Source organism: Rhizobium sp. FKY42 (assembly GCF_005222835.1).
Classification (GTDB): Bacteria; Pseudomonadota; Alphaproteobacteria; order Rhizobiales; family Rhizobiaceae; genus Neorhizobium.
This window is the reverse complement of record NZ_STGA01000059.1, coordinates 74,989-96,843: the sequence shown is the minus strand read 5'-3', so window position 1 is coordinate 96,843 and position 21,855 is coordinate 74,989. Positions and strand designations below refer to the sequence as shown.

At 58.4% G+C, this 21,855-nt stretch carries 20 protein-coding genes and 3 pseudogenes; 14 read left to right on the top strand and 9 right to left on the bottom strand.

The window, feature by feature from the left end:
• Position 1 precedes the first annotated feature (1 nt).
• The 3 genes from argH to E8M78_RS19690 all read left to right on the top strand — a co-directional run bounded on the left by argH (position 2) and on the right by E8M78_RS19690 (position 3,732).
• Positions 2–1,510, top strand: coding sequence for an argininosuccinate lyase (gene argH, locus E8M78_RS19710; protein WP_137136667.1), 1,509 nt, complete (start codon positions 2–4; stop codon positions 1,508–1,510).
• On the top strand, positions 1,510–2,598 hold the full coding sequence (ugpC, locus tag E8M78_RS19705; RefSeq protein ID WP_137136666.1) for a sn-glycerol-3-phosphate ABC transporter ATP-binding protein UgpC: 1,089 nt from the start codon (positions 1,510–1,512) through the stop codon (positions 2,596–2,598). Before argH ends, ugpC begins: the two co-directional genes overlap by 1 nt.
• A gap of 564 nt (positions 2,599–3,162) precedes the next feature.
• On the top strand, positions 3,163–3,732 hold the full coding sequence (locus tag E8M78_RS19690) for an NADPH-dependent FMN reductase (protein WP_137136665.1): 570 nt from the start codon (positions 3,163–3,165) through the stop codon (positions 3,730–3,732).
• 128 nt (positions 3,733–3,860) lie between these two features.
• On the opposite strand, the gene E8M78_RS19685 is transcribed toward E8M78_RS19690, so the two are convergent.
• From E8M78_RS19685 to repA, 5 genes are all read right to left on the bottom strand, one after another.
• Complete coding sequence (locus tag E8M78_RS19685) at positions 3,861–5,039, bottom strand: hypothetical protein (protein WP_137136664.1); 1,179 nt, start codon at positions 5,037–5,039, stop codon at positions 3,861–3,863.
• A 235-nt stretch (positions 5,040–5,274) separates the two neighbouring features.
• Complete coding sequence (locus E8M78_RS19680) at positions 5,275–5,514, bottom strand: hypothetical protein (protein ID WP_137136663.1); 240 nt, start codon at positions 5,512–5,514, stop codon at positions 5,275–5,277.
• A gap of 205 nt (positions 5,515–5,719) precedes the next feature.
• Complete coding sequence (gene repC, locus E8M78_RS19675) at positions 5,720–6,937, bottom strand: plasmid replication protein RepC (protein ID WP_137136662.1); 1,218 nt, start codon at positions 6,935–6,937, stop codon at positions 5,720–5,722.
• 175 nt (positions 6,938–7,112) lie between these two features.
• The gene (gene repB / locus E8M78_RS19670; protein ID WP_137136661.1) at positions 7,113–8,072 is read right to left on the bottom strand and encodes a plasmid partitioning protein RepB; all 960 of its coding nucleotides are present in this window, start codon (positions 8,070–8,072) and stop codon (positions 7,113–7,115) included.
• Positions 8,073–8,195: 123 nt separating this feature from the next.
• Positions 8,196–9,392, bottom strand: coding sequence for a plasmid partitioning protein RepA (gene repA, locus E8M78_RS19665; RefSeq protein WP_137136660.1), 1,197 nt, complete (start codon positions 9,390–9,392; stop codon positions 8,196–8,198).
• A 353-nt stretch (positions 9,393–9,745) separates the two neighbouring features.
• Here repA and traI point away from each other — a divergent pair, with 353 nt between their 5' ends.
• The 5 genes and pseudogenes from traI to E8M78_RS19640 form a co-directional block, all read left to right on the top strand.
• Positions 9,746–10,384 carry an acyl-homoserine-lactone synthase TraI gene (traI, locus tag E8M78_RS19660; RefSeq protein WP_137136659.1) on the top strand — a complete coding sequence of 213 codons (639 nt, stop codon included), beginning with the start codon at positions 9,746–9,748 and terminating at the stop codon, positions 10,382–10,384.
• Positions 10,381–11,352: pseudogene (gene trbB / locus E8M78_RS19655) on the top strand (P-type conjugative transfer ATPase TrbB). The gene traI and the pseudogene trbB overlap by 4 nt, the downstream one beginning before the upstream one ends.
• Positions 11,342–11,746, top strand: coding sequence for a conjugal transfer pilin TrbC (trbC, locus tag E8M78_RS19650; RefSeq protein WP_137136658.1), 405 nt, complete (start codon positions 11,342–11,344; stop codon positions 11,744–11,746). The pseudogene trbB and the gene trbC overlap by 11 nt, the downstream one beginning before the upstream one ends.
• Complete coding sequence (locus tag E8M78_RS19645) at positions 11,739–12,038, top strand: conjugal transfer protein TrbD (protein ID WP_137136657.1); 300 nt, start codon at positions 11,739–11,741, stop codon at positions 12,036–12,038. The genes trbC and E8M78_RS19645 overlap by 8 nt, the downstream gene beginning before the upstream one ends.
• Before the next feature lie 11 nt (positions 12,039–12,049).
• Positions 12,050–14,359 (top strand): annotated as a pseudogene (locus tag E8M78_RS19640) (conjugal transfer protein TrbE); the annotation flags it as partial.
• Between the two features lie 121 nt (positions 14,360–14,480).
• Here the strand turns inward: E8M78_RS19640 and E8M78_RS19635 are convergent.
• From E8M78_RS19635 to E8M78_RS23945, 4 genes and pseudogenes are all read right to left on the bottom strand, one after another.
• Complete coding sequence (locus E8M78_RS19635) at positions 14,481–14,813, bottom strand: DUF736 family protein (protein ID WP_137136656.1); 333 nt, start codon at positions 14,811–14,813, stop codon at positions 14,481–14,483.
• A 395-nt stretch (positions 14,814–15,208) separates the two neighbouring features.
• Positions 15,209–15,712 (bottom strand): thermonuclease family protein, encoded by a 504-nt coding sequence (locus E8M78_RS19630; protein WP_246658407.1) that lies wholly within the window; start codon positions 15,710–15,712, stop codon positions 15,209–15,211.
• Positions 15,712–15,912: pseudogene (repC, locus tag E8M78_RS19625) on the bottom strand (replication initiation protein RepC); the annotation flags it as partial. The gene E8M78_RS19630 and the pseudogene repC (E8M78_RS19625), both read right to left, overlap by 1 nt.
• Before the next feature lie 160 nt (positions 15,913–16,072).
• On the bottom strand, positions 16,073–16,771 hold the full coding sequence (locus tag E8M78_RS23945; protein ID WP_246658402.1) for a helix-turn-helix transcriptional regulator: 699 nt from the start codon (positions 16,769–16,771) through the stop codon (positions 16,073–16,075).
• A gap of 247 nt (positions 16,772–17,018) precedes the next feature.
• On the opposite strand from E8M78_RS23945, the gene E8M78_RS19615 reads away from it, so the two are divergent.
• The 6 genes from E8M78_RS19615 (at position 17,019) to E8M78_RS19590 (ending at position 21,851) form a co-directional block, all read left to right on the top strand.
• Positions 17,019–17,324: a helix-turn-helix domain-containing protein gene (locus E8M78_RS19615; protein ID WP_137136655.1), complete on the top strand. Its 306-nt coding sequence runs from the start codon at positions 17,019–17,021 to the stop codon at positions 17,322–17,324.
• Positions 17,321–18,229, top strand: coding sequence for a ParB N-terminal domain-containing protein (locus E8M78_RS19610; protein ID WP_137136654.1), 909 nt, complete (start codon positions 17,321–17,323; stop codon positions 18,227–18,229). The genes E8M78_RS19615 and E8M78_RS19610 overlap by 4 nt, the downstream gene beginning before the upstream one ends.
• Positions 18,229–18,690, top strand: a complete 462-nt coding sequence (locus E8M78_RS19605) for a hypothetical protein (protein ID WP_137136653.1) — start codon at positions 18,229–18,231, stop codon at positions 18,688–18,690. Before E8M78_RS19610 ends, E8M78_RS19605 begins: the two co-directional genes overlap by 1 nt.
• Entirely contained in the window at positions 18,687–19,235 is a 549-nt protein-coding gene (locus E8M78_RS19600) for a hypothetical protein (protein ID WP_137136652.1), read from the top strand. Before E8M78_RS19605 ends, E8M78_RS19600 begins: the two co-directional genes overlap by 4 nt.
• Positions 19,235–19,441: a hypothetical protein gene (locus E8M78_RS19595; protein WP_137136651.1), complete on the top strand. Its 207-nt coding sequence runs from the start codon at positions 19,235–19,237 to the stop codon at positions 19,439–19,441. The genes E8M78_RS19600 and E8M78_RS19595 overlap by 1 nt, the downstream gene beginning before the upstream one ends.
• A 217-nt stretch (positions 19,442–19,658) precedes the next feature.
• A complete protein-coding gene (locus tag E8M78_RS19590; protein WP_137136650.1) occupies positions 19,659–21,851 on the top strand; it encodes a DDE-type integrase/transposase/recombinase in 2,193 nt (730 codons plus the stop codon).
• Positions 21,852–21,855 lie beyond the last annotated feature (4 nt).

Below are 21,855 nucleotides of genomic sequence, written 5' to 3'. Positions count from 1 at the left end.
CATGACAACACCTCAAGCCCGGGACCGGACGAAATTTCCCGATCCCGTCTATACGAGCACGGTCCTCAAGCCGCTGTTCGACGATGCAAAACAGCACCATGCGCGCGCCCTTCAGAAGATCGACCGCGCCCATCTTGTGATGCTGGTGGAAACCGGCATCGTCCCCGCCGACCAGGGTGGACGCATCGCGGCAGCACTTGAAGCCATCTCCCGCGAGATCGATCCGGAGGCACTGTCCTATACCGGCGAGGTCGAGGACTTCTTCTTCTTGATGGAGAAGGAACTGAAGACGCGCGTCGGCACCGATCTCGGCGGCCGGCTGCACACCGCCCGCTCGCGCAACGATATCGACCACACGCTGTTCAAGCTCGGCCTCAAGGAGCGCATAGACGCGCTTCTTGCCAAAAGCCGGACGCTGCTGGCCGCACTGATCGAGACTGCCGAGCGGGACAAGACCACGCTCATCGTCGCTTATACCCATGGCCAGCCGGCGCAGCCCAGCACCTATGGCCACTATCTCGGCGCGGTGATCGAGATCCTGATCCGCGACATCGAGCGCATCGAGGCCGCGCGGGCGATCGTCGACCGCTCCTCGATGGGTGCGGCGGCGATCACCACCTCGGGTTTTCCGATCGATCGCCACCGGGTCGCCCATCTCCTGGGCTTCGCGGAACCGCTGCAGAACTCTTATAGCTGTATCGCCGCGGTCGACTACGTGACCTCCGTCTACGGCGCGCTGGAACTGATGTTCCTGCATCTCGGCCGCCCGATCCAGGATTTCCAGTTCTGGTCGAGCTTCGAGGTTGGGCAGCTCTATCTGCCGAACGCCTTCGTGCAGATCTCCTCGATCATGCCCCAGAAGCGCAATCCTGTGCCGTTCGAGCATCTGCGCCATCTCGCCAGCCAGACGGTCGGGCGCGCACGGGCCATGCTCGACGTCATGCACAACACTCCCTTCACCGACATGAACGACAGCGAGGGCGAGACGCAGGACATGGGCTATCAGGCCTTCGGCGTCGCCGAACGCGTGCTCGATCTTCTCGCCGCCGTGGTGCGTGCCGCCGAGATCGACCCGCGCCGGGTGGCGGTCAACCTGCGTCGCTCCTGCGTAACGATCACCGAGCTTGCCGATACGCTCGTACGCCGGGAGGGCCTGTCCTTCCGACAGGCGCACGAGATCGCGGCCGTCGTCGCCCGCAGCGTCGTCGCAATGGACGGCGACCTGTCGGACGACGGCTACGCGCCCTTCGTGGAGGCCTTTACCGAGGCAACCGGCCGCGCGCCGGAAATCGATGCGGAGACGTTTGGATATGTCGTCTCGGCGGAAAACTTCGTCGCCGTGCGCGAGCGTTTCGGCGGGCCGGGCGAAAAGGCGCTGGAGGCGGCGATCGCCGGCTATAGGCAGGACGAGGCCGCATTCGCGGCCCGGGCGGAGGACCGTGCACGGCAAGAAGCCGACGCGGAGGAAGAACTCAATCGGAAAGTTGCCGAACTTGCGGGAGGCGCGTGATGGCAAGCATTGAACTGAACAAAATCGTCAAGCAATACGGAGCCGTCACGGCCGTCCACGGCATAGACCTTGCCATCGAGGACGGCGAATTCGTCGTCTTCGTCGGCCCGTCCGGTTGCGGCAAGTCGACGACGTTGCGCATGATCGCCGGGTTGGAGGACATTTCCGGCGGCGAACTCAGGATTGGCGGCGAGGTGGTCAACCAGCGCGAGCCCAAGCAGCGCAACATCGCCATGGTCTTCCAGAACTATGCGATCTATCCGCACATGACCGTAGCCGAGAATATCGGCTTCGGCCTCTACACCTCCAAGCTCGGCAAGGCGGAGAAGGACGCCCGCATCCGGGAAACCGCGAAGGTGCTGGGCCTCGAAAAGCTGCTCGAACGACGCCCGGCCGCGCTCTCCGGCGGCCAACGCCAGCGCGTCGCCATCGGCCGCGCTATGGTGCGCGACCCGGCGGTGTTCCTGTTCGACGAACCGCTCTCCAACCTCGACGCGCAGTTGCGCGGCCAGATGCGGCTGGAGATCAAGCAGCTCCATCAGCGCCTCGGCACGACCATCGTCTTCGTCACTCATGACCAGGTCGAGGCCATGTCGCTCGCCGACAAGATCGTCGTTATGCGCGATGGCCACATCCTGCAGGTCGGTGCGCCGATGGACCTCTACAACCGCCCCGGCGACATCTTCACCGCCCGCTTCATCGGCAGCCCGGAGATGAATATGATCGGCGCCACCTTGCGCGACGGGCGTCCGGAGTTCGGCGCCAATTCCGGCTCTGTCCGCTGGAATGTCGGCGAAGGCGTTCCATCCGGGACTGGTGAGCGCAAGGTCAGCATCGGTGTGCGACCGCAGGAGCTGACGCTGATGACGGCGGACGGTGGCCAGAGCGATTTCCTGATCGAGGGTACGGTCCGGGTCGCCGAGCCGCACGGTTCGGAGACCTTTGTCCACCTCGACCTCACGGAAGGATCGATCGTCGCGCGCGCACCATCGGACCGCGTGTATCGTCCCGGCGAAAAGCTTTGCTTCGCCGCTGACGGCAAAAACGTACGGATATTCGACGCGGCGACCGAAAAGCTGCTGCACTGACCCGGCCGGAGCGCGCTCCCGGACCGGCCCGTCGCCGGTCCGGATCCGTGAGATTCACCTACATAGGTCACCGAGATAAAAGGTGGACATTTCATGTTTTGCAGGGCGGCAGGATCGGACGAGCGAGCGAAAGCGCGACATCTAAGGATTTGATCTGCGGCGCTGAACGATGTCGGCGACTGTATTCTGGCTCTGTTGCGAAAATTTCGATTGGTTGTGAAGAGGCATTGCTACGCATCAGTCACGCGGATTTGGCATCGAGATTCTGCGCGAGCATTGCCACCACCTCGGTGAGCGCGCTGGGACCAATCCCGAAGGCCCGTTCAACAATGCGAATCGGATAGGCTTGCGCCTCAGGTCATGGAATTGGTCAAGGAAGGTCGCAGCTACCGCTGGATCGCTCGCGACCTCGCCATCAGCAAGAATACGGTTGCCGATATAGCGAAGCGAAATCGTGTGGAAAGCAAATGACAAAGTCCGGCCCACTGCCACCTTTCAGTTGGTTCCTCAGCAAGGACCTAACGGGTGACATACAAGCGATTGTGCATCGCGATAGGTGAATCGATGAAGATACTCGCAATTTCAGGCAGCGCACGCCGACTGTCCACCAACACTGCATTGTTGAAGGCGATGCAGGTCATAGCTCCGACAGGTATTGTCATCGACGTGTTTGATGGCATAGGGGATTTGCCTGTCTTTTCGCCCGACCTCGAAGGTTCTGACGAGCCGGATATCGTACGGATTTTTAAACAGGCGATTTCGGAGAGTGACGGGTTAGTCATTTCCAGCCCCGAATACGTTCGCAGTATCCCCGGCGGCTTGAAAAATGCGATCGATTGGCTCGTTTCTGGTGACCAGGTGATTGGGAAACCCATTGCTCTTGTCCATGCCTCGCACCGCGGAGACGACATGCTAAACATCCTGCGGACGGTGCTTTCAACGGTAAGTTCCAATTTCAATGAAAGCCTGTTTTTTCGACTTCCGGTGATGAAGGAAACGCCGGAACTGATCCTTGAGACTCTCAAGACCCCCTCCAATCGAGAAATGGCTGAAAGATTTCTCGTGGACTTCGCTTCCATCTGTCAAAATCGAAGTGTCGATGGTCCGTTGCATCCAACGGCGGTTGTTGTGTGATCCGGTGACAATCACACCGCATAACAGGTACTAAAGCGCTTAGAGTGCCATTTCGCCCCCTCCCGGAACCGACGCCACCAACAGCGGATCTGAAGTCGAGGGGAATAAGCCAACATTTGTTCCTTGCTTCACTTTGAATAGAGGACCTCAGTGCCGTGCGCAGGGCGCTTGGGGAAATGCTGAAACCATTGTTTCAGAAGCTCATAGTTAAAGCTTATATGCACGTTGCCGTCGACGACTCTCGTCTTGAGTAGCTTATTGTGAGTGTCGATGAAGCGCTTGGCTTGGGCGGGAAAGTCCGTTGCCGAGTCTCTGAATAGAGAAAGATTGAATAAGTCAGCGTTGCCGGCCATTGTTGCGATCAGTTCGGGCCGGATGTTGGGCACGGATACCTTTTCATACAAATTGGGAACCACTGAGAGCGCAAAATCCGACATTTGAATGCGAATCTCGTCACCGATTCTGATGGAACGCTGCACGTTCTGTAACGTCAGGATGCATAGATGGTCATCGATGTACTTGTGAAAGAAAAGATTCTGCAGATCGAAGGTTCCAGCATTTTTGGATGTTCCGAGCGATAGAAACACTGTCAGCACCGCGTCGACCGGGGCCATCCCAGAGCGGTCGTATTCGTAGAGTTCGTAGTAGCCGCCTACTCCTGCTGGAAGCGTGAGAGGGTTGTCCGCCCCATCTTCTTCCAGAAGGCGACTGATTAGCCAACCGCCGGTCCTATGCCTCCGCATTTCGAACGACTCATTTCCCATGCTCATTTCCGAGATTTGCTCGCCCCGCTGGAATAGCCAGTCGCGAAGGGCCGCCTTCCCGCTACCCGCAATCGTCACCTTGCCAAAGTAGGGAAATTCATAGGAGGAACCGATCGTCGCCGCGCGGTCAAACCTGACACCGTCGCATAGGCCAAGGATTTCAAAATCGCCCAAGGAGTTTTGTTCACTGATGTCCATGGCATGCGCCATAAGGTCTTGGACTTTGCGTGTATCAAGAGCGGAAAACGATCGAGACGGCATTAAAAGGCCGCTGCGTAGCAGTCGGGTATTTTGAATGACGTCCTCGATGTGCTTGACGGTTCCTGCGCCGAGAAACAGACCCCGAGATGACTCGGTGTTGACCGAGAAAGACTTCCTCACAATTCGGGTCGGCACGGCACTCCGATGCACTGTATAGCCACGGGGGGCGGACGGCAAAAAGACGGAAGCTGGGAGGAGATGATTGGACTGGCTGTAGTCCATAGACATGAGAATGTCTGCAACTACTATGTAGAGATCGTCAAAAAAGGCAACTACAGTCATAAATTAACTCCCTCTGTCGCGTTGCCGGTCGCAAGAGCTACCGGCGATGAGGCAAGGCCCGAAATACTAGGTTGACTTGTAGAGGCATCGACGCTGCAATCGGGTTAACGGCCAGGGCCCGGTTTCAGCCGGGGGTGAAATGGCACTCTAAGCGGTTGTCTCAGCCGACGATCACTCCCCGGGGTACAGGCTCACCAAGCGTACAAGTTCGCTCTGCATCGCCTCGTCATCGATATTAACCGTCGCGCCGCGTTGTAATAATGCCGTCACTCGCGTCGGAAATCACGCGGCCAGCCACATGATCGTCTGCGTTAGGCTGGCGCTTTCGGGATGTGGCAACGGCGTGCGCCGCCTTCAGCCGTTCAACGGACCAGCCTACAGATGATAGGTCAGCACTTCTCCAAAGCTGGGCGCTGGCACCACTGTCGAGAAGGATGATGAAAGAGCACACGGAAGCAAAATAGTTCAGACGCATAAAAACACCATGGGAGCACCTGTTCCCTATCACGTGCCGTAGTCAGACCGACACCATAAAACTCGGGAGGCTCTGCAAGCTTTCAACATCGGCCGTAGCGGTCCCAATGTAACCCGCACAGTTTCCGGCCGGAAACTTCAGGTCGGAAAGGGAATAAACCTTGTAAAATCAGACAGATACGGCCACGTTGAGCAAAAAACAACCTTCATGCTGATCTTTGGGAAGATCCGGAATGGGCTCTCACTTGCGCGAACAACATCGGCCCAAGCGAAAACTCCCCTCGCCGCGCCTTCGCTGTCAAATCTCGGAGGTAGCCGCCGGCCGAATTAATGTGGCCCGCCCGCTCGTGAATGCAGGCGATGGCGATCGCCGCACCGGCTTGTCCGAGGGCTTCGCAGGCTTCCTCGTAGGCCGACGGGCTGACACCCAACATTTGGCGAATAGTCACGGCGGCCGCCATCATTTCTCGCCAGCTACTGATCGAGCCGCCAGGCCCGTAAGCGGTTACCTCTGGGCAGGCCCGCAACACCATCGACAACGGGAATGCCTCCGGTTCGCTCTTCCTCGTCGTGATCTTGTTTGGCGCGGACTGTTCGCCCTGCTTCTTTTCGAAGCTAGGTTCAAGTTCATCGCTGGATTCGGTATTTGAATCCTGTATGTGGCGCCCAAAAGCGATGTCATTGCCATCGCTTTCTCTGGTTTCTTCATGCGTTTCCAACATTCTGGAGACTTCTTCGTGCAGAAAGCTCATCTCCTCGAGGCTCGCAGCGATGTCCTCCAGTGTCGGTCTCCTCACGAACCGGCTTACGACGTCGATGAAGCGTGCCTCGACTGCCGTCCAGTCACCTGGCAAGTTCTCTTCTAGGCCAACGGTAATGAGCTTCCTCACGTCTCTACGTACGATCGTAAGGCGGTCCTTCATGATGCGGAACCGTCGCTGCTCGGCGGCAACCTCCTGCGCGAGGGCCGCGAACTCGGCGGCGCGAGCGAGAAGGGGGGCAAGGCTGAAGCCATAGGCGTCTTCGATGTCTCCTTCGCCGGACTTTCGAGCGTATCGTTTGCCGTTAGGGCTATCCTTACGAATGATGATGCCGGCTTCGACTAGGGTCCCAAGGCATTTACGCAGCGTCGTCCCGGCAATGCCGTTTGCGCGGGCAGATAGCTGTGCATTAGATGGGAACACGATCAGGTTCTTGTCACTGCCGAGTTCCGTGGCAGGAAAGAATGACAGAAGGGCGTTCAATACCGCCAGTGCCCGATCCTGGAGGCCAAGACGGGTACGAGCGTCACCGATGTCGCGGAAGACGCGCCACTTGTCGACCGCCGTTGGTGTATCAGCCTTCTTCGTCTCAAACTGACGCTTCACAAGGGCAAACGTCATCGGTCGCCGCCCAAAGGGCGTCGTTAAACTTCCCGTGTCCATGTCCTTCACCTTTCACAAGGCAAAGAAAAGGCTACGCCTGAATGGCGTTGACTCTTGACTGTGATTCCGGGAAGTGCGATTCTCTAAAGCGACCAAACTGAGAGAGGCCTTCTGGAACACCGTTTCGGAGGGCTTTTTCTTTGCGCTATTGATACCTTTCGTTGGTTGGCTTCATCTACCGCTTCGCCTTCTTGAACGAAGCGTAGATTTCGGGGAGGGCCGACAGAAGGTATTCGCCAAATTCCGGCGCAGCCTTCTTGTCGATCGTCAGTGTGACTGACCGCTTGTCCTGATGGTACTTTAGTGCCTTGACGCCGTCGTCGGCTTGCCAGACCTGCGGCCGCGGCTTGTCCTTCTTGGCCTTTTTAGGTGCAACGGCGTCGAAGACCCGCGAGAAACGCTCGTCCGACGATAGTGCTTGAGTTCCCGGATCCACCAAAAGCGCTCGTGCCAACCCGACAGTATCTTCATTGACGAACCGAGCCGCCAGTTCGTACCAGCGGTCGCGTCCCGTCTTTGGAGCCGCACCGATCGATTGGATGACGTCCTTCGGCAGTTGCGTCGCAGCCTGAATGAGCCGCGAGAGATTACTTTTGTCGACGCCAAGCGCCGCCATGATGACCGGGCGGTCAAAGCCGTTTGCCTCAAGCTCGGCCGCGTAAAGCGCTCGCTCGATGAACGAAAGATCGCGTCGTCCGGTATTCTCCTGCCCCTGGGCTCGGACAAGCTCCTCATCGGTGAGGGGGCGAACAGAGGCCTTGACCATCATCCCCGCTGCTTTGACAGCGCGTAGACGACGACGCCCGTAGGCGACCTGATATCGTCCTTCTGCCGTCGGATGCGGCCGCACCAAAATTGGTACCTGCTGCCCGTTCTCGCGGATATTGCGCGCGAACTCCTCGAAGTCAGTCTCGTCTTCGGGAAGCCTGTCGCGCACCGGCGGTGCATCGATTAGATCCGGATCAAGTTCACTCAGTGACTGTGACTTGAGCAGCTCGATAGAACGCGAGACCGCACCGATAGCTCCCCTAGGCGCGTATTGCGGAGGGGCTGATTCTTGGTCTGGAGTTTCAGCTACCTCGGCAGCCGTTTGACTTGGTATCTTAAGGTCGGAGAGTAGATGCTTTCTAGCCATCCGCGCCTCCTTTCTGAATCACGCAAAGCTCGACGTAGGCAGGCGGTTGAGGGCCAACTTCATCAAAGTTTCCGGCTGGCAACTTTTCCGCCGATGCCTCTCGGAAAGAGTGATAGCGATCGGTCACTTGCGCCCCCATGCCGATTGAATGAGCTGCTCGATTTCACGGTTCACGTTATCGAGCGATTCCATTGCACGGTCGTAGGTCGCCCTTGTGAACTGGTCGCGGCTGACCTCGTACAAGGTCTGTTTGGTGATACCGGCGTCCGATATGGCCGTGCTTTTTAGCATGGGGTGGTTGAGGACGTGCTCACCGAACATGGTCCGCATGAACGACACCATCTGGTTCTGTGGTCCATCGCCAGGCTCATAGCGGGTCACGAGATATCGCATCCAATCATAGTTCATGCTGCCACCGGCGTCGGCCACCACGCTCAAAAGCTCCGACGTCATAAGCAGGAACTGACACATGGACATCACATCGAGCATCTGCGGATGAACTGTAACCAGAACTGCCGTTGCAGCGCAGAGAGCTGAGATCGTTAGGAACCCGAGTTGGGGAGGGCAGTCGACAACTACGACATCATAGTCATCAGCGACCGACGAGATTGCGTCGTCCATCCTCGTGAAAAAGATGTTCTTACGATCATTCGAGCCAAGCACCTTCGCCGTGTCGTGTTCGAACTCCATGAGCTCGAGGTTGCCTGGTACGAGGTCGAGGTTGGTGAAGTACGTCTTCTTGATCACATCCTTCAACGGACGGCGTTCCTCATCATAGCGCACTGCACCGTAGAGGGTCTCGTTATCCTTGACGTCGAACTCGGGCTGAAAACCATGCAGGGCCGACATGCTGGCCTGGGGATCGAGATCGATTGCGAGGACCCTATAACCGTTGAGGGCAAGGAACTGCGCGAGGTGAGCAGCCGTCGTGGTTTTACCAGATCCACCCTTGAAATTGACGGCCGTTATGACCTGCAGATGTTCGCGACCCGTTCGTCGAGGAGAATATCGACGATCACCTTTGCCATTTTCGTCGAGATACTCGCGGAGAGCCTGGATGGTCTCAACGGAGTATGAGCGCCTGTTGTTCGCGGCCACTTCCGGCTGCGGCCCTTTCCCTTCCAAGGACAGGTGGCGGAGATAACCATCATTCACACCAATGAGCTTGGCAGCTTCGATGGACGAAAAAGATCGAAGCGTCTTACGCGCTTCAGGCGGATATAGCTTCACGCGATGTTCGTGGAGCGCGCTAGAGAGATCTCGCGCGTGCGCCGCTATCAGTTTATGGATAGCCTTCTGTAGCTTGGCGGGATTCTCCACGACTTCCTCTCGTACACACGGTAATTTTCGTAAACACAGCAATTTGCCGTGTCCAAAGACACCTCATTTCGACAATCTTTGCAAGATCTTTAAGGTTAACGAGGGGTTAACGCATTTTCCGGAATCTGCGCTGCAACCGGATTCAGGAAGCCGAATCCGCGACTTAAAGCAAAAGTAGAACGCGGCGCTTTCAACAGCTACCTGCAGATCTGCAGAACGAGCCAAGAGATTTCCGACGCAGATTCCGGTTTCGCCGTTGCGACTCACGAGAATCACCGGCTGCAGATCTGCAGATAGCCACATCGTTTTTCAGATGATCTTTCTCCGCATGTCCGAAACAAGCGGAGAGAAAAATGCGAATCCTGACCGTCCCACCTGATCGCTATGCCGATCATTCGAATCAACTGGCACAGATGCATCGTCTGCGCGCGAATGTGTTCCGCGGCCGCCTCGAATGGGATGTTACGGTAACCGAATCGGGCGAGTTCGACGAGTACGACAGGTTTGATCCAACCTACATCCTTGCGATCACCGACGACGCCCGCTTGGTCGGATGCGCACGACTTCTCCCTACGCAAGGCCCGACCATGCTGGAGAGAACCTTTCCCCAGCTCCTTGGAACCGGTTCACTCGGCGCCTCGCCGACGATGGTCGAAAGTTCGAGGTTTTGTGTCGACACGTCTCTTGCTGAAGCGAGGGGAGGGGGCCAGCTTCATCTCGCCACGCTCACCATGTTCGCCGGCATTGTCGAATGGTCGATGGCCAACGGCTACAGCGAGATCGTCACTGCGACCGACCTCCGCTTCGAGCGGATCCTCAATCGCGCCGGCTGGCGGATGAAGCGGCTCGGGGAGCCGAGGAAAATCGGCAATACGATCGCGATCGCGGGCTCCCTGCCAGCCGATGAGGAGAGCTTCGATCGCGTCCGTCCAATGAGCTATCTGTCCGTTTTCTCGAACGTTGCGCGCCAAAATATCCGGAGCGCTGCGTGACCCAGCTCCGTTCCCATCCACGCCTGGTCCGGAAGCTGCAGGACGCGCTTGGCGATCAGCTCTGCGTCGCACTTGAAGATGCGACGGTGGTCGAAATCATGCTCAACCCTGACGGCCGACTCTTTATCGAGAGATTAGGACACGGCGTGGCGCCAGCCGGTGCGATGACCGCTGCAGCTGCAGAGGTCGTCATTGGCAGCGTCGCCCACGCCTTGCAGTCCGAAGCAGACACGGATCGGCCGATCATTTCCGGTGAGCTGCCGATCGGCGGACACCGGTTCGAGGGGTTGCTGCCGCCCGTGGTGTCTGGACCGGCGTTCACGATCCGCCGCCGCGCATCACGTCTCATTCCTTTAACCGAGTAAGTAAAGACCAAGGTCATGACGGAGGCGCAGGCCTCCGTGATACGCAGCGCGATCGATTCTCGCATGAACATCGTCATTTCCGGGGGCACGGGCTCCGGAAAGACCACGCTTGCGAATGCCATCATCGCTGAAGTGGTTTCTACTGCTCCCGACGATCGCATGGTGATCCTCGAAGACACCGCCGAAATCCAGTGTGGGGCGGAAAACGCGATCTCGCTCCATACCAGCGACACGATCGACATGGCGAGGCTGCTCAAGAGCACGATGCGGTTGCGGCCCGACCGGATCATCGTCGGCGAGGTCAGGGACGGTGCTGCCCTGACGCTTCTGAAAGCCTGAAACACTGGTCATCCAGGCGGGATCACAACGATCCACTCCAATACAGCGATGTCCGCCTTGCGGCGGCTGGAACAACTGACGGCGGAGGCAAGCCAGCAGCCGATGCAGGAGGTGATCGGCGAAGCCGTGGATCTGGTTGTCTCCATCGAGCGCACGGGGAAGGGGAGGCGCGTCCGGGAGGTCATCCACATCGAAGGATACCGGAACGGCCACTACCAGACCGAACACTACGCCCAGATCGACGAGGACAGCCATGTCGCATAAGACAAAATTCATCCTTGCCTCCGTGATATTCGCCACTGCAGCCGCAAGCCTTTGCGACCCCGCGGTCGCCTCTTCCGGGGGAGGGGGGCTTCCATGGGAATCGCCGCTGCAACAGATCCAGCAGTCGATCACCGGACCCGTTGCGCGTTTCATTGCGCTGACCGCGGTCGCCATAGTCGGCGCCATGCTGATCTTCGGAGGGGAGCTGAACGATTTCGCCCGAAGGCTCTGCTATGTGGCGCTGGTCGGCGGCGTACTGCTTGGCGCGACACAGATCGTCGCCTTGTTCGGCGCAACCGGGGCCTCGATCGGCAGGCCTCCTGCACAGGCTGGGCAGCACACGCCAACACCGCCTCTTGCCGAGACCAGAGCAGGGGAGGGGGCTCATGGCTGATACCACTTCGTCCCTTGCGCGGTCGCGCGTGCACCGCGCCCTGTCACGCCCGAACATGTTGATGGGCGTCGATCGCGAGCTTGTGCTCGTGACGGCGCTCGCCGCCGTCATCCTGATCTTCGTGGTCCTGACCTGGTATGCCGCGCTGTTCGGCATTGCGGTCTGGCTGGTTGCCGTCGCAGCACTTCGCATGATGGCCAAGGCCGATCCGCTGATGCGTCGGGTCTATATCCGGCATATCTCCTACAAGACCTTCTACCGGGCAACATCGTCGCCGTGGCGCAGTTATTGAGGGCTATCGGCATGGTCGCTCTCAAGTCCTTCCGTCATTCCGGCCCGTCTTTCGCAGACCTCGTTCCGTACGCGGGACTGGTCGACAACGGCGTTATTCTCCTGAGGGACGGCTCGTTGATGGCCGGCTGGTATTTTGCCGGGCCCGACAGCGAAAGTTCGACCGACGCTGAGCGCAACGAGGTGTCGCGCCAGATCAACGCCGTCCTGTCGCGCCTCGGTTCCGGTTGGATGGTCCAGGTCGAGGCTGTCCGGGTCGCGACGGAAGATTACCCGCCAGAGCAAGCCAGCCATTTCCCTGATCCCGTTACCCGCGCCATCGACGCCGAGCGGCGGGCGCATTTCCAAAGGGAGAGGGGGCACTACGAGAGTCGCCATGCCCTGATCCTGACCTGGCGCCCTCCGGAACCTCGACGGTCGGGGCTCACGCGATACGTCTATTCCGACGCCGGGAGCCGGTCTGCGACCTATGCCGACAAGGCGCTGGAAACCTTCCTGACGTCGATCCGCGAGGTCGAACAGTATCTTGCCAATGTCCTGTCGATCCGACGGATGATCACACGCGAAACGTCCGGGCGCGGCGGTCATCGAGTCGCGCGATACGACGAGCTGTTCCAGTTCATCCGCTTCTGCATCACAGGCGAGAACCGCCCTATGCGGTTGCCAGAAATCCCCATGTAACTCGACTGGCTGGTGACAGCCGAACTTCAGCATGGCCTGACGCCACTCGTCGAGAACGGGTTTCTCGCCGTGGTGGCGATCGATGGGCTGCCCGCCGAAAGCTGGCCGGGCATTCTCAATACGCTCGACCGGATGGGATGCCGCTGACCTACCGGTGGTCGTCGCGCTTCGTTTTTCTCGATGCGTAGGAAGCCAGGGCGAGGCTCGAACGCACGCGCAAGAAATGGCAGCAGAAGGTGCGGCCGTTCTTCGACCAGTTGTTCCAGACGCAGTCGCGGTCGCTCGACCAGGACGCCATGCTCATGGTGGCGGAAACAGAGGACGCGATCGCCGAGGCCTCGTCGCAACTCGTTGCCTACGGCTGTTATACGCCGGTCATTGCGATCTTCGATGAGGACCACCAGCGCCTTCAGGAGAACTGCGAGGCGATCCGCCGTTTGATCCAGGCGGAAGGTTTCGGCGCCCGGATCGAAACCCTGAACGCCACCGATGCCTATATCGGCAGCCTGCCGGGCGTGTCCTATGCCAATATCCGCGAGCCGTTGATCAACACCCGCAATCTAGCCGACCTGATTCCGCTCAATTCGATCTGGTTCGGTAGCCAGGTCGCGCCTTGCCCCTTTTATCCACCAGCCTCGCCACCACTCATGCAGGTCGCAGCCGGATCAACGCCATTCCGGCTCAACCGGCATGTTGATGATGTCGGTCATACCCTGATCTTTCGGCCAACCGGCTCCAGCAAATCACGCTGCTTGCGCTGATCGCGGCGCAGTTCCGGCGTTACGCGGAGGCTCAGATCTTCGTCTTCGACAACGGCGGCTCCATGCTGCCGCTGACGCTTGGCCTGAATGGCGACCACTACAACATCGGTGGAGAACAGCCAGACCAAGCGGAGGAGGGGAGGGGAGGGCCAGGTGCTATCCTTCAGCCCACTGGCGGATCTCTCGACCGACGGCAACCGAGCCTGGGCTTCCGAGTGGATCGAAATGCTCGTGGCTCTCCAGGGCGTGACGATTACACCAGACTATCGCAACGCCATCTCCAAGCAGTTGGCGCTGATGGCAAAGTCCTGTGGCCGCTCGCTTTCGGATTTCGTATCGGGCGTGCAGATGCGCGAGATCAAGGATGCGCTGCATCACTATTCGGTCGATGGACCGATGGGCCAATTGCTCGACGCGGAAGAGGACGGCCTGGCGCTTGGACCGTTTCAGTGCTTCGAGATCGAGGAACTGATGAATATGGGCGAGCGCAATCTCGTGCCCGTCCTCACCTATCTCTTCCGACGCATCGAGAAGCGCATGACGGGCGCGCCCAGCCTGCTCATCCTTGCCGAGGCGTGGTTGATGCTCGGCCACCCGGCGTTTCGCGACAAGATCAGGGAATGGCTGAAGGTGCTGCGCAAGGCCAATTGCGCCGTGGTGCTTGCAACCCAGTCGATCTCGGATGCGGAACGCTCCGGCATCATCGACGTGTTGAAGGAATCCTGCCCGACGAATCTGCCTGCCGAATGGTGCTGCGCGGGAGCCGGGTACGCGCGAGCTATACGAGCGCATCGGCTTCAATGAACGGCAGATCGAGATCGTCGCAACCGCAATCCCGAAGCGGAACTATTATGTCGTCTCGCCTAAGGGCAGGCGCCTCATTGGCAGAGCCTCCAGTTACTGATCAACCTATCACAAAAAGAGCCAAATATCCAGCGAATGCGGGGTAAGCGGCTCTTTTATGGTGGGAGCCCGATCTCTGATCGGGCCTCCCAGAGCAATCAATCGCGGGGTTCCCATTCGATGATGGCCTGCAGTGCCACGTCATCTTGGCCGGGGTAGCGGCCCAAGTTGGCGTTGAAGCCGAGGCGCTTGATGGAGAGGGTGTAGTACGGCTTCCCTTCTCCGCTGGTCTTCTTCCAGATGCCGCCAACTTCGATGTCGTGGCCGCGAGGTGACTTGGCATAGACGCGATGCGTCGGAGCCTTTTCGTTGGTGGAGTCGAAAGGTGTAACCTTGATGTCCAGGTCCCGGTCGATGGTGGAGATGAGGCCGGATCCCTTGGCGTTGTCGATGTCGTCTTTGTCGAACTGAATGAAGTTGGTCATGCTCATGCTAATCACTCCTCTATGGTGGTTGCGATGATCGTTCATTAGGCACGGCGAAAAGCGGTGCGCACCGTAGGCCGGAGCGCAGCGAAGGAGGCTGGACGGAGACAAATTTTGTTTCGCGAGGAAGCTAGAGGCGGGGAAAATTTGGAGACGAACGGCTTTGCGCCAACCGTGTCGGCGTGCGAACGGGCATCGAGAGCAACCACTTTGGAGGTGTGGGGCCTGAGCGCTTGCAGCAATACGTCACCTCGACAAATGGGACCTCGGCACAGGTCAAGGGCGGGATTGTGCTGAATGCAGCCGAACCAGCAGCCTGAAATAAGAGGCTGGGGTAACCCAGAGCTTCCCCAAAACATGAGATCTCGCCATCTGTTGCCCATATCAGCGCCGCCAGTCGTTCAATTGCCGGAATGGCTGCGGCGATAGGAGGAGGGTGATTCAACCTGAGCGCCCCACAAGCCTTGGCCTAGCTGCCGGGCTCTTGCCTCGGCGCGGCGATACTGGTCCAGATCGATCGGATGGGATCTTGGCAGATACCGCAACAAGAGGCTGGCTTGGCCCGCCTTCACCATTTGAAGGCCAATATCCGAGTTGTCGATGAAGCACTGGCCGACAAGGCGCTTGTACTGGTCTCGATCGACTTCAACGCAGCGGACATGCTTGCCATCAATCATGCGGGCGAGGAAGCGACGTGCCTCAATCCCACAATTCCATATCACACCGTTTTTGGAGCCCGTCTGATCCCGCTCACAGGCGTCAATGGCCGCGATACGGATCCTCTGTTGGCGAATGCTGAAGGTGTCACCGTCGATCACTCGCGCCCGGCCTGAATAGTCGGCCGCTGCAGAAGACGCGGTGAACAAAAGCGCGGCCAGCGCGGCTCCAACCAAGCGATTTCCTATCACGAGTGTGCCTCCATCGAGTTGCGGGCTGCCAGCCCAAAGATGGAGCGGTTTAGATGAAGGTCTCCGCTCGCGGCGCGGTCGGTCATGGCCCGCAAATACCCGCCCGGCGAGCTGATCTCGGCGCGCGTATATTTCTCAAACGTCAGAGCAATCGCAACAGCTGCCGCCTGCTGCCCCATTCGGTCCACGGCCCGCTGGTGTAACCCGCAATAACAGATGGCAGTGAGCGGGATTATCCGAGAATATCCGGGAATCAGCGGAAAAGCCCTGCAAACAAAGGCGTTGAGTAATTTCCGCTGACACGAGGCTAAAAACTGCCGCGCAAAATCACTTGGCAGTCTAGCCGGATTCGACCGATCAAATGGACCGGCCGAACCACATGACGCGACCGGCTATGTTTAGCTGGTCGACCTCGCCCGGCGCGACTTCTTCGGGCGGATAGCGCGGATTGTCGCTGATGAGCTGTAAAGAGCCATTAATGCGGCCGTGAATGCGCTTTACGAGCACCATATCCCCATAAACCACAACATAGATAGAGTTATCCCGCACGCGGTCGATCGACGTATCGACGAGGAGAACGTCGCCGTCACGGATCGTTTCCTCCATACTGTCACCCTTCGCCGTCAAGATACGCGCGAAAGCTGGATTAATTCCCCGTCCCCGCAGCCAATCGGCTTGAAAGGCAAGGTAATCCAAAGGTTCCTCGGTTGTTGCGAGCCTGCCATTACCTGCCGACGCCTGGATATCAAGGCGAGGAACAAGCGCGAAACCATCAGGTGCCGTGCGCTTGGCTTGGATCATTAAGGCACGGCCGTCAGGGGTGTTTATAACTCCATCCACCCCTGAATCTACTCGCTTCGGCCCGATACCACGCGCGAGCCAGTCCAGTGTAACGCCTCCTGTTTCCGCGATAGCGACCAGCTTGTCCAGCCCAGGCATGGTGTCTTTCAAGTAGGCGCGCATAGAGGTGTCATTGATGCCAGCGCGTTTTCCAAAAGCGTGAATCGATTCCTCGCCAATCAGTTCTTCAAGTCTTTGCTGGAATGTCTCTGACATAATTATGTGAACTCTGACCTAACGTCAGAGAGTCCCCTTGCGTCTGATCGCGTCTGCAAGCCACTGAATTCACGGGGTTTTCCCTAAATTCCTTGGATTAACTTAATTCGGTGAACTCTGACCACGGAATAGCGTGAAATCTGTTGACCGAATCAAGCAATTACGCGAATATGAAGTTGCAACATTGTTTGAACCGATACCCCCAACCAACCGACCTTTCGCAGAGGTCAGAAAATAGGGAGCAACCATGACGGCCACCAAAAAGTGGGACCGCGCAGCCATCAAGGCGGAGCTGCTTAGACAGGGTAAAACCCTGACTGGCATTGCCCGCGATGCTGGCCTTTACGATAGCGCATGCCGAGCAGGCATCATCGGAGCCAGTCGCCCAGGGGCTGAAGCAATTGCCACAGCCCTTGGCATTCCGTTTCGCGAGATGTTTCCCGACAGCTACACCTTGGGCCGTCATGATGGTGGCGAGACTACCAGCAAGGCCGATCGCAAGGCGAGTCAAAAACGTGGTTCCGCCGCTGACAATGCTCGGAGCGTTGCATGACGATCGTGTCTATCAAAACGCCTTCTGCTGACACGGCGCTCGAAGCTCCCGAAGTGCACAACATCGCAGTTTCGCTTATCGATGTCCCCAAGGATCATCGGAAGCATCCGCAATTCGCTATCCAGGCCATGGCCGAGGACATTGCAGTTCGCGGTCAACTTCAGCCTATCGAAGTGCTCAGCATTGGCGACCGCTACCAACTGACGTTCGGCCGGCTGCGCCTTGAAGCTGTTGCGCATCTTAATCTGCCTGTCATTGCGGCGATCATTAAAACGCCTTCGGAGTTCATTTCCGAGGCAGAGCCGCGGCTGCGGTCCATTTCCGAAAACATGCTTCGGAATCCTCTGACGGCTCTCTACCGCAGCATTGCAATCGCGGACTGGTGTGCGATCTATCGCGCGGCACAACCCGTCCTTAAGCCGGGACCAAAGCCTGCCACGAAGAGCGGCGATGAATTGAGTCTAAAGTTTAGACTCAATTCAGACGATGAGCTTTCGACCGCCAGTGAGCAGTTCACAGCAAGCTTCTCAGAAGCTGCGCAGGCTTTCCTCGGCATTTCCCGCGCTGCTGTTTTCCGTGCGCTGCGCATCGCGTCCATTCCTGCACTTCAACGCGAACGTATCGAGCTGCATGCGCTCTCCAGATCTGAAGGTGAGCTTTATGAGCTGGGCGGCATCAAGGATCTGGAGAAGCAGGCGTCGGTCATTGATCTGATCGTAAGCCGCAAGGCTGTCACGGTCGAAGATGCTCTCGCTCTTCTTGAAAACAGACCGAAGCTGCCGATCGCACCTTGGGAGAAGATGGCTAAGGAGTTCGGCCGTCTCCAGGAGCCGCAGCAGGATCGGTTCTTTGACCTCAATGAGGCAGCCGTTTCCCGCTGGTACGCCAAACGGGGCCGCAAGTAATGGCCCGCAAGCGCGACTCCTTTAGCCTGGATCTGTTCAGGGACTATCAGCCCGAGCCTGTCGTCGAGCGATTCGCTGACGATCAGGTCAAGGCATGGTCGCTGGCCGGAAAGCTGGCAAAGGCTGTCGCGCTGACCATCGAAGAAAGCGGCATGACGCGTGAGCAGATCGCCGCCGATCTTTCTGAGGTCACCAAATCCACCGTCTCCAAAGCCACGCTGGATGCCTACACATCCCAGGCCAAGGAACAGAACCAGATTTCGGCCGTGCGGCTTGCCGCTCTGGTCGCGATAACCGGCGATGCCCGCGCTCTCAATGTACTGCTTGAAGAGGCCGGATTGATCGCCATTCCCAAAAAATATGAGGCGCTTCTGAAGCGCGAGCGCGCCCGTGAACTGCGGGTGCTGCTTGAGCGCGAGGAGCAGGCAGCAGACGCCGAATGGAGGGCGAAGCAGCGATGAATATCACCAACGTGAAGGAACTGCCTTATTTCGACCGGTTGCCGCGATTTGCGATGCCTGCCTTGCAGGCCGCGTGGGACCGCGCTCATCACCAGACTGTCAGTGACCATGCGATCTATATCGGGTTCTGCAAGGACATGGAGTTCATCGGGTACGAAAAGCCCACGAAGCCTGTCATGAACGAGTGGATTGGCAAAGTGGAACAGGGCCTGATCCCTCGCCCTCTGGCCACGGAAGACGACAAACGCCAAGAGGTGTTGGAAGCGGCACAAGTCCAGGACATAAATGGATTGGAAGAGGCGCTCAGCGCGTCGATCGCAGATGAAGCTCCGAAGCAGCCAGACCTTACACAGCCGTTTTTCTCGCCTGCTTTCCCGGCTGATATCGCGCCAGTTGAGCCTATGGCAAAGGATCTGCGCGCAATCAGCACCAAGATGCTGGATGAACTGGTCGCGGAGTTTGAAGCGAATGCCCGGCGTCATGCAACCAGTCTGATCGTTGGCCTCTTGCGCGATCTCGCCAGCGAGATGGAAAGGGCTGCCTGATGGAAGGCTTTCTTTCCCAGCTCACAGCATTTCAAGCGGGCGTCATCGTCATAGCCCTTTGGATCAGCACCACGATCGGCACGACGTTTTTGCAGATCTACGCCTTCCGCCGCCCAGCACTGATTCAGAAGGCTCTGACATACGGTTCCTTTGCGATCGGCCTTCTGTTGGCAACCGTGCTCCTTCTCGCGGGGCTTGGCTTGTAATGCACATGCGCCCGTCAACCAGGCTGACTATTTGCCCTTGCCTCGTTGGCTTGAAGGCGCAGCGCGCCCGTGCGGCCTCCCACGTTTCGGGCGCGCCTCAATCTTCTCTCAGTTTCAGATGCCGCCAAGGTTTTGCGTCCGGCATCCGAGTCCTGCGGACCCGTTTCAGCCACCCCTCTGCAACGGGTCCGCGGATCGATGTTTCACGAGGATGCCGATGAAAGAGTGGCTGACAGCACGCGAAATTTCAGCAGAAAAGCTGCCTGATTTGCCCACGACGGAAAGCGCGATCATTAGATTGGCAGAGCGATCAGCCTGGGACTCGCATCCGAGCTATGCGCGGCCTCGCAAGGGTCGCGGCGGCGGGATGGAGTACCATTACCGCATTCTGCCGACGCTGGCGCAGGTTGCTTATGTGCAGAAACACATGGTCGTCGGAGAGACTGCGACTGCCTTAAGCGCTGCTCCGGAAGCTCCCGTCATCACCGGTAAGGCGGGCATCGAACGCGATGCGCGGTTAGCGATCCTGAATGCCTTCGAAATCTTCTCTCGCGGCCTTCGACTGAATCGTCAGGCCTGCATTCAGGTGTTCTGCGACAAGTACCAGATGGGATCTGTGAAGGTTGATGACTGGGTGAAGGAACTCATTCCTTCCGTTTCCCGCCGCACTCTATGGCGATGGCTGAGCATTCAGCGCCTTGGGATAACGGATGCCTTGGCGGTCGATCGTTCAAAGGCTCGCGCCGGATCAGGTGTTCTGGAAACCGCCAATAGCGGCAAGGTTCGCGCGCGTATCCTCGGCCTGATCGCCAGCGCCCCGCAGCTCTCAGCAGATGCAGTCCGGACACAGATCCGTGCGGATTTTGGAGACACGTTAAACGTGGCTTCAAAGGGCATTATAGCCATCGTTCCGATGCCGCCGCTTCGTACCTTTCAGCATTTCATCAAGGAGCTGAAGGAAAATCACAAAGTCGAGCTTCTGAAACTCACCAATCCAGACAAGTTTCGGTCAACGATGCTGCCCTCCGGCCGCGGCATGTATTCCGACATTACAGCCCCGAATGAGCTTTGGCAGATTGACGCGTCCCCGGTTGATGCTCTCTGCACCGATGGTCGCCATTCGGTCTATGTCTGTATCGATATCGCGACCCGTCGCATGGTGACTTACATCTCAAAGACACCGCGCGCAGCGGCTGTCGGCATGCTGATCCGGAAGGCAATCCTCGCCTGGGGCACGCCGAAGACGATCAAGACGGACAACGGTTCGGATTTCGTAGCGCACGAAACAAAGCGTCTCTTCGCTGCTCTTGGCATTGAGCCTGATCCATCTGACGCCTATAGCCCTGCCCAGAAGGGCCATGTGGAACGCGCGATCGAGACATGGCAGCATTCGTTTGTCACGCTGTTGCCGGGGTATGTCGGTCACTCGGTGGCGGATCGCAAGGCGATCGAGGACCGCAAAAGCTTTGCCGATCGGCTGGGCCAGGACACGGCGGAGGCCTTCAACGTGCAATGCACGGCCGCCGAGTTCCAGGAGATGTCCGACCGCTGGTGCGAGGACAAGTACCAGCACCGGGAGCACGAAGGGCTCGGAAGGCGCACACCATTCAACGTCGCGAACGCCTCCGGATACATTCCGCGCATGGTTCCGGAGCGTGCTCTCGACGTGCTTCTGATGCCGGTCGCCCGGAACAATGGTCGCTGCAAAGTCACGAAATTCGGCATCCGCATCAATCACAACTATTACCGTTCAGCCAGTCTGCATGCCGGATCCGAAGTGTTTGTGCGTATGGACCCAACCGATTCCGGCCGCGCCTATGTGTTCAGCCTCGACCAGTCCGAGTTTCTTGGCGAGGCGATTTGCCCGGAACTGGCTGGCATTCATCCGCAGACGTTCGAAAAGGCCCGTAAGGAACTGAATGCTAAGCTGCTGAAGGAACGTGTCGACCCGATCAAGGCAGAGATCAAGGCGATCACCTCCGGTCCAGCCCTTATCGAAAAGGCTCTGGAGGTTGCCGCCCGGGATGTCCCGAACGTGATTCCGTTGCCAAAGCGCGAGCAACAACAGGTGACGCCTCAGATCGCTGCGGCACTCGACGTCCCTTCTGCAACAGATCTTCCAGCAGTCTTCGCGGATGCCGACCAGCGGCGCGAGAAGATCCATGCCGAGATCATGGCGGAACTGACGCCGAAGGCGACGGCTGAAAACATCCAACCCATCAGAACCACTGTCACGCCAGCGCAGAAATTCCGCCGCTGGCTGGATGTCGACCAGCGTCTCAAGGCGGGAGCGCCGGTCTCAGAAGAGGAGGCTTACTGGGCGGGACACTACGCCAACAGCGCCGAGTTCAAGACACAAAAGGCGCTCTACGACGACTTCGGTGATCAGGCACCGGGACTGCGTACCTGAAACG

Coding starts and splice junctions, on each gene's coding strand:
- argH (WP_137136667.1), top strand. CDS start 2: ATGACAACACCTCAAGCCCGGGACCGGACGAAATTTCCCGATCCCGTC.
- ugpC (WP_137136666.1), top strand. CDS start 1,510: ATGGCAAGCATTGAACTGAACAAAATCGTCAAGCAATACGGAGCCGTC.
- E8M78_RS19690 (WP_137136665.1), top strand. CDS start 3,163: ATGAAGATACTCGCAATTTCAGGCAGCGCACGCCGACTGTCCACCAAC.
- E8M78_RS19685 (WP_137136664.1), bottom strand. CDS start 5,039: ATGACTGTAGTTGCCTTTTTTGACGATCTCTACATAGTAGTTGCAGAC.
- E8M78_RS19680 (WP_137136663.1), bottom strand. CDS start 5,514: ATGCGTCTGAACTATTTTGCTTCCGTGTGCTCTTTCATCATCCTTCTC.
- repC (WP_137136662.1), bottom strand. CDS start 6,937: ATGGACACGGGAAGTTTAACGACGCCCTTTGGGCGGCGACCGATGACG.
- repB (WP_137136661.1), bottom strand. CDS start 8,072: ATGGCTAGAAAGCATCTACTCTCCGACCTTAAGATACCAAGTCAAACG.
- traI (WP_137136659.1), top strand. CDS start 9,746: ATGCGAATCCTGACCGTCCCACCTGATCGCTATGCCGATCATTCGAAT.
- trbC (WP_137136658.1), top strand. CDS start 11,342: ATGTCGCATAAGACAAAATTCATCCTTGCCTCCGTGATATTCGCCACT.
- E8M78_RS19645 (WP_137136657.1), top strand. CDS start 11,739: ATGGCTGATACCACTTCGTCCCTTGCGCGGTCGCGCGTGCACCGCGCC.
- E8M78_RS19635 (WP_137136656.1), bottom strand. CDS start 14,813: ATGAGCATGACCAACTTCATTCAGTTCGACAAAGACGACATCGACAAC.
- E8M78_RS23945 (WP_246658402.1), bottom strand. CDS start 16,771: ATGTCAGAGACATTCCAGCAAAGACTTGAAGAACTGATTGGCGAGGAA.
- E8M78_RS19615 (WP_137136655.1), top strand. CDS start 17,019: ATGACGGCCACCAAAAAGTGGGACCGCGCAGCCATCAAGGCGGAGCTG.
- E8M78_RS19610 (WP_137136654.1), top strand. CDS start 17,321: ATGACGATCGTGTCTATCAAAACGCCTTCTGCTGACACGGCGCTCGAA.
- E8M78_RS19605 (WP_137136653.1), top strand. CDS start 18,229: ATGGCCCGCAAGCGCGACTCCTTTAGCCTGGATCTGTTCAGGGACTAT.
- E8M78_RS19600 (WP_137136652.1), top strand. CDS start 18,687: ATGAATATCACCAACGTGAAGGAACTGCCTTATTTCGACCGGTTGCCG.
- E8M78_RS19595 (WP_137136651.1), top strand. CDS start 19,235: ATGGAAGGCTTTCTTTCCCAGCTCACAGCATTTCAAGCGGGCGTCATC.
- E8M78_RS19590 (WP_137136650.1), top strand. CDS start 19,659: ATGAAAGAGTGGCTGACAGCACGCGAAATTTCAGCAGAAAAGCTGCCT.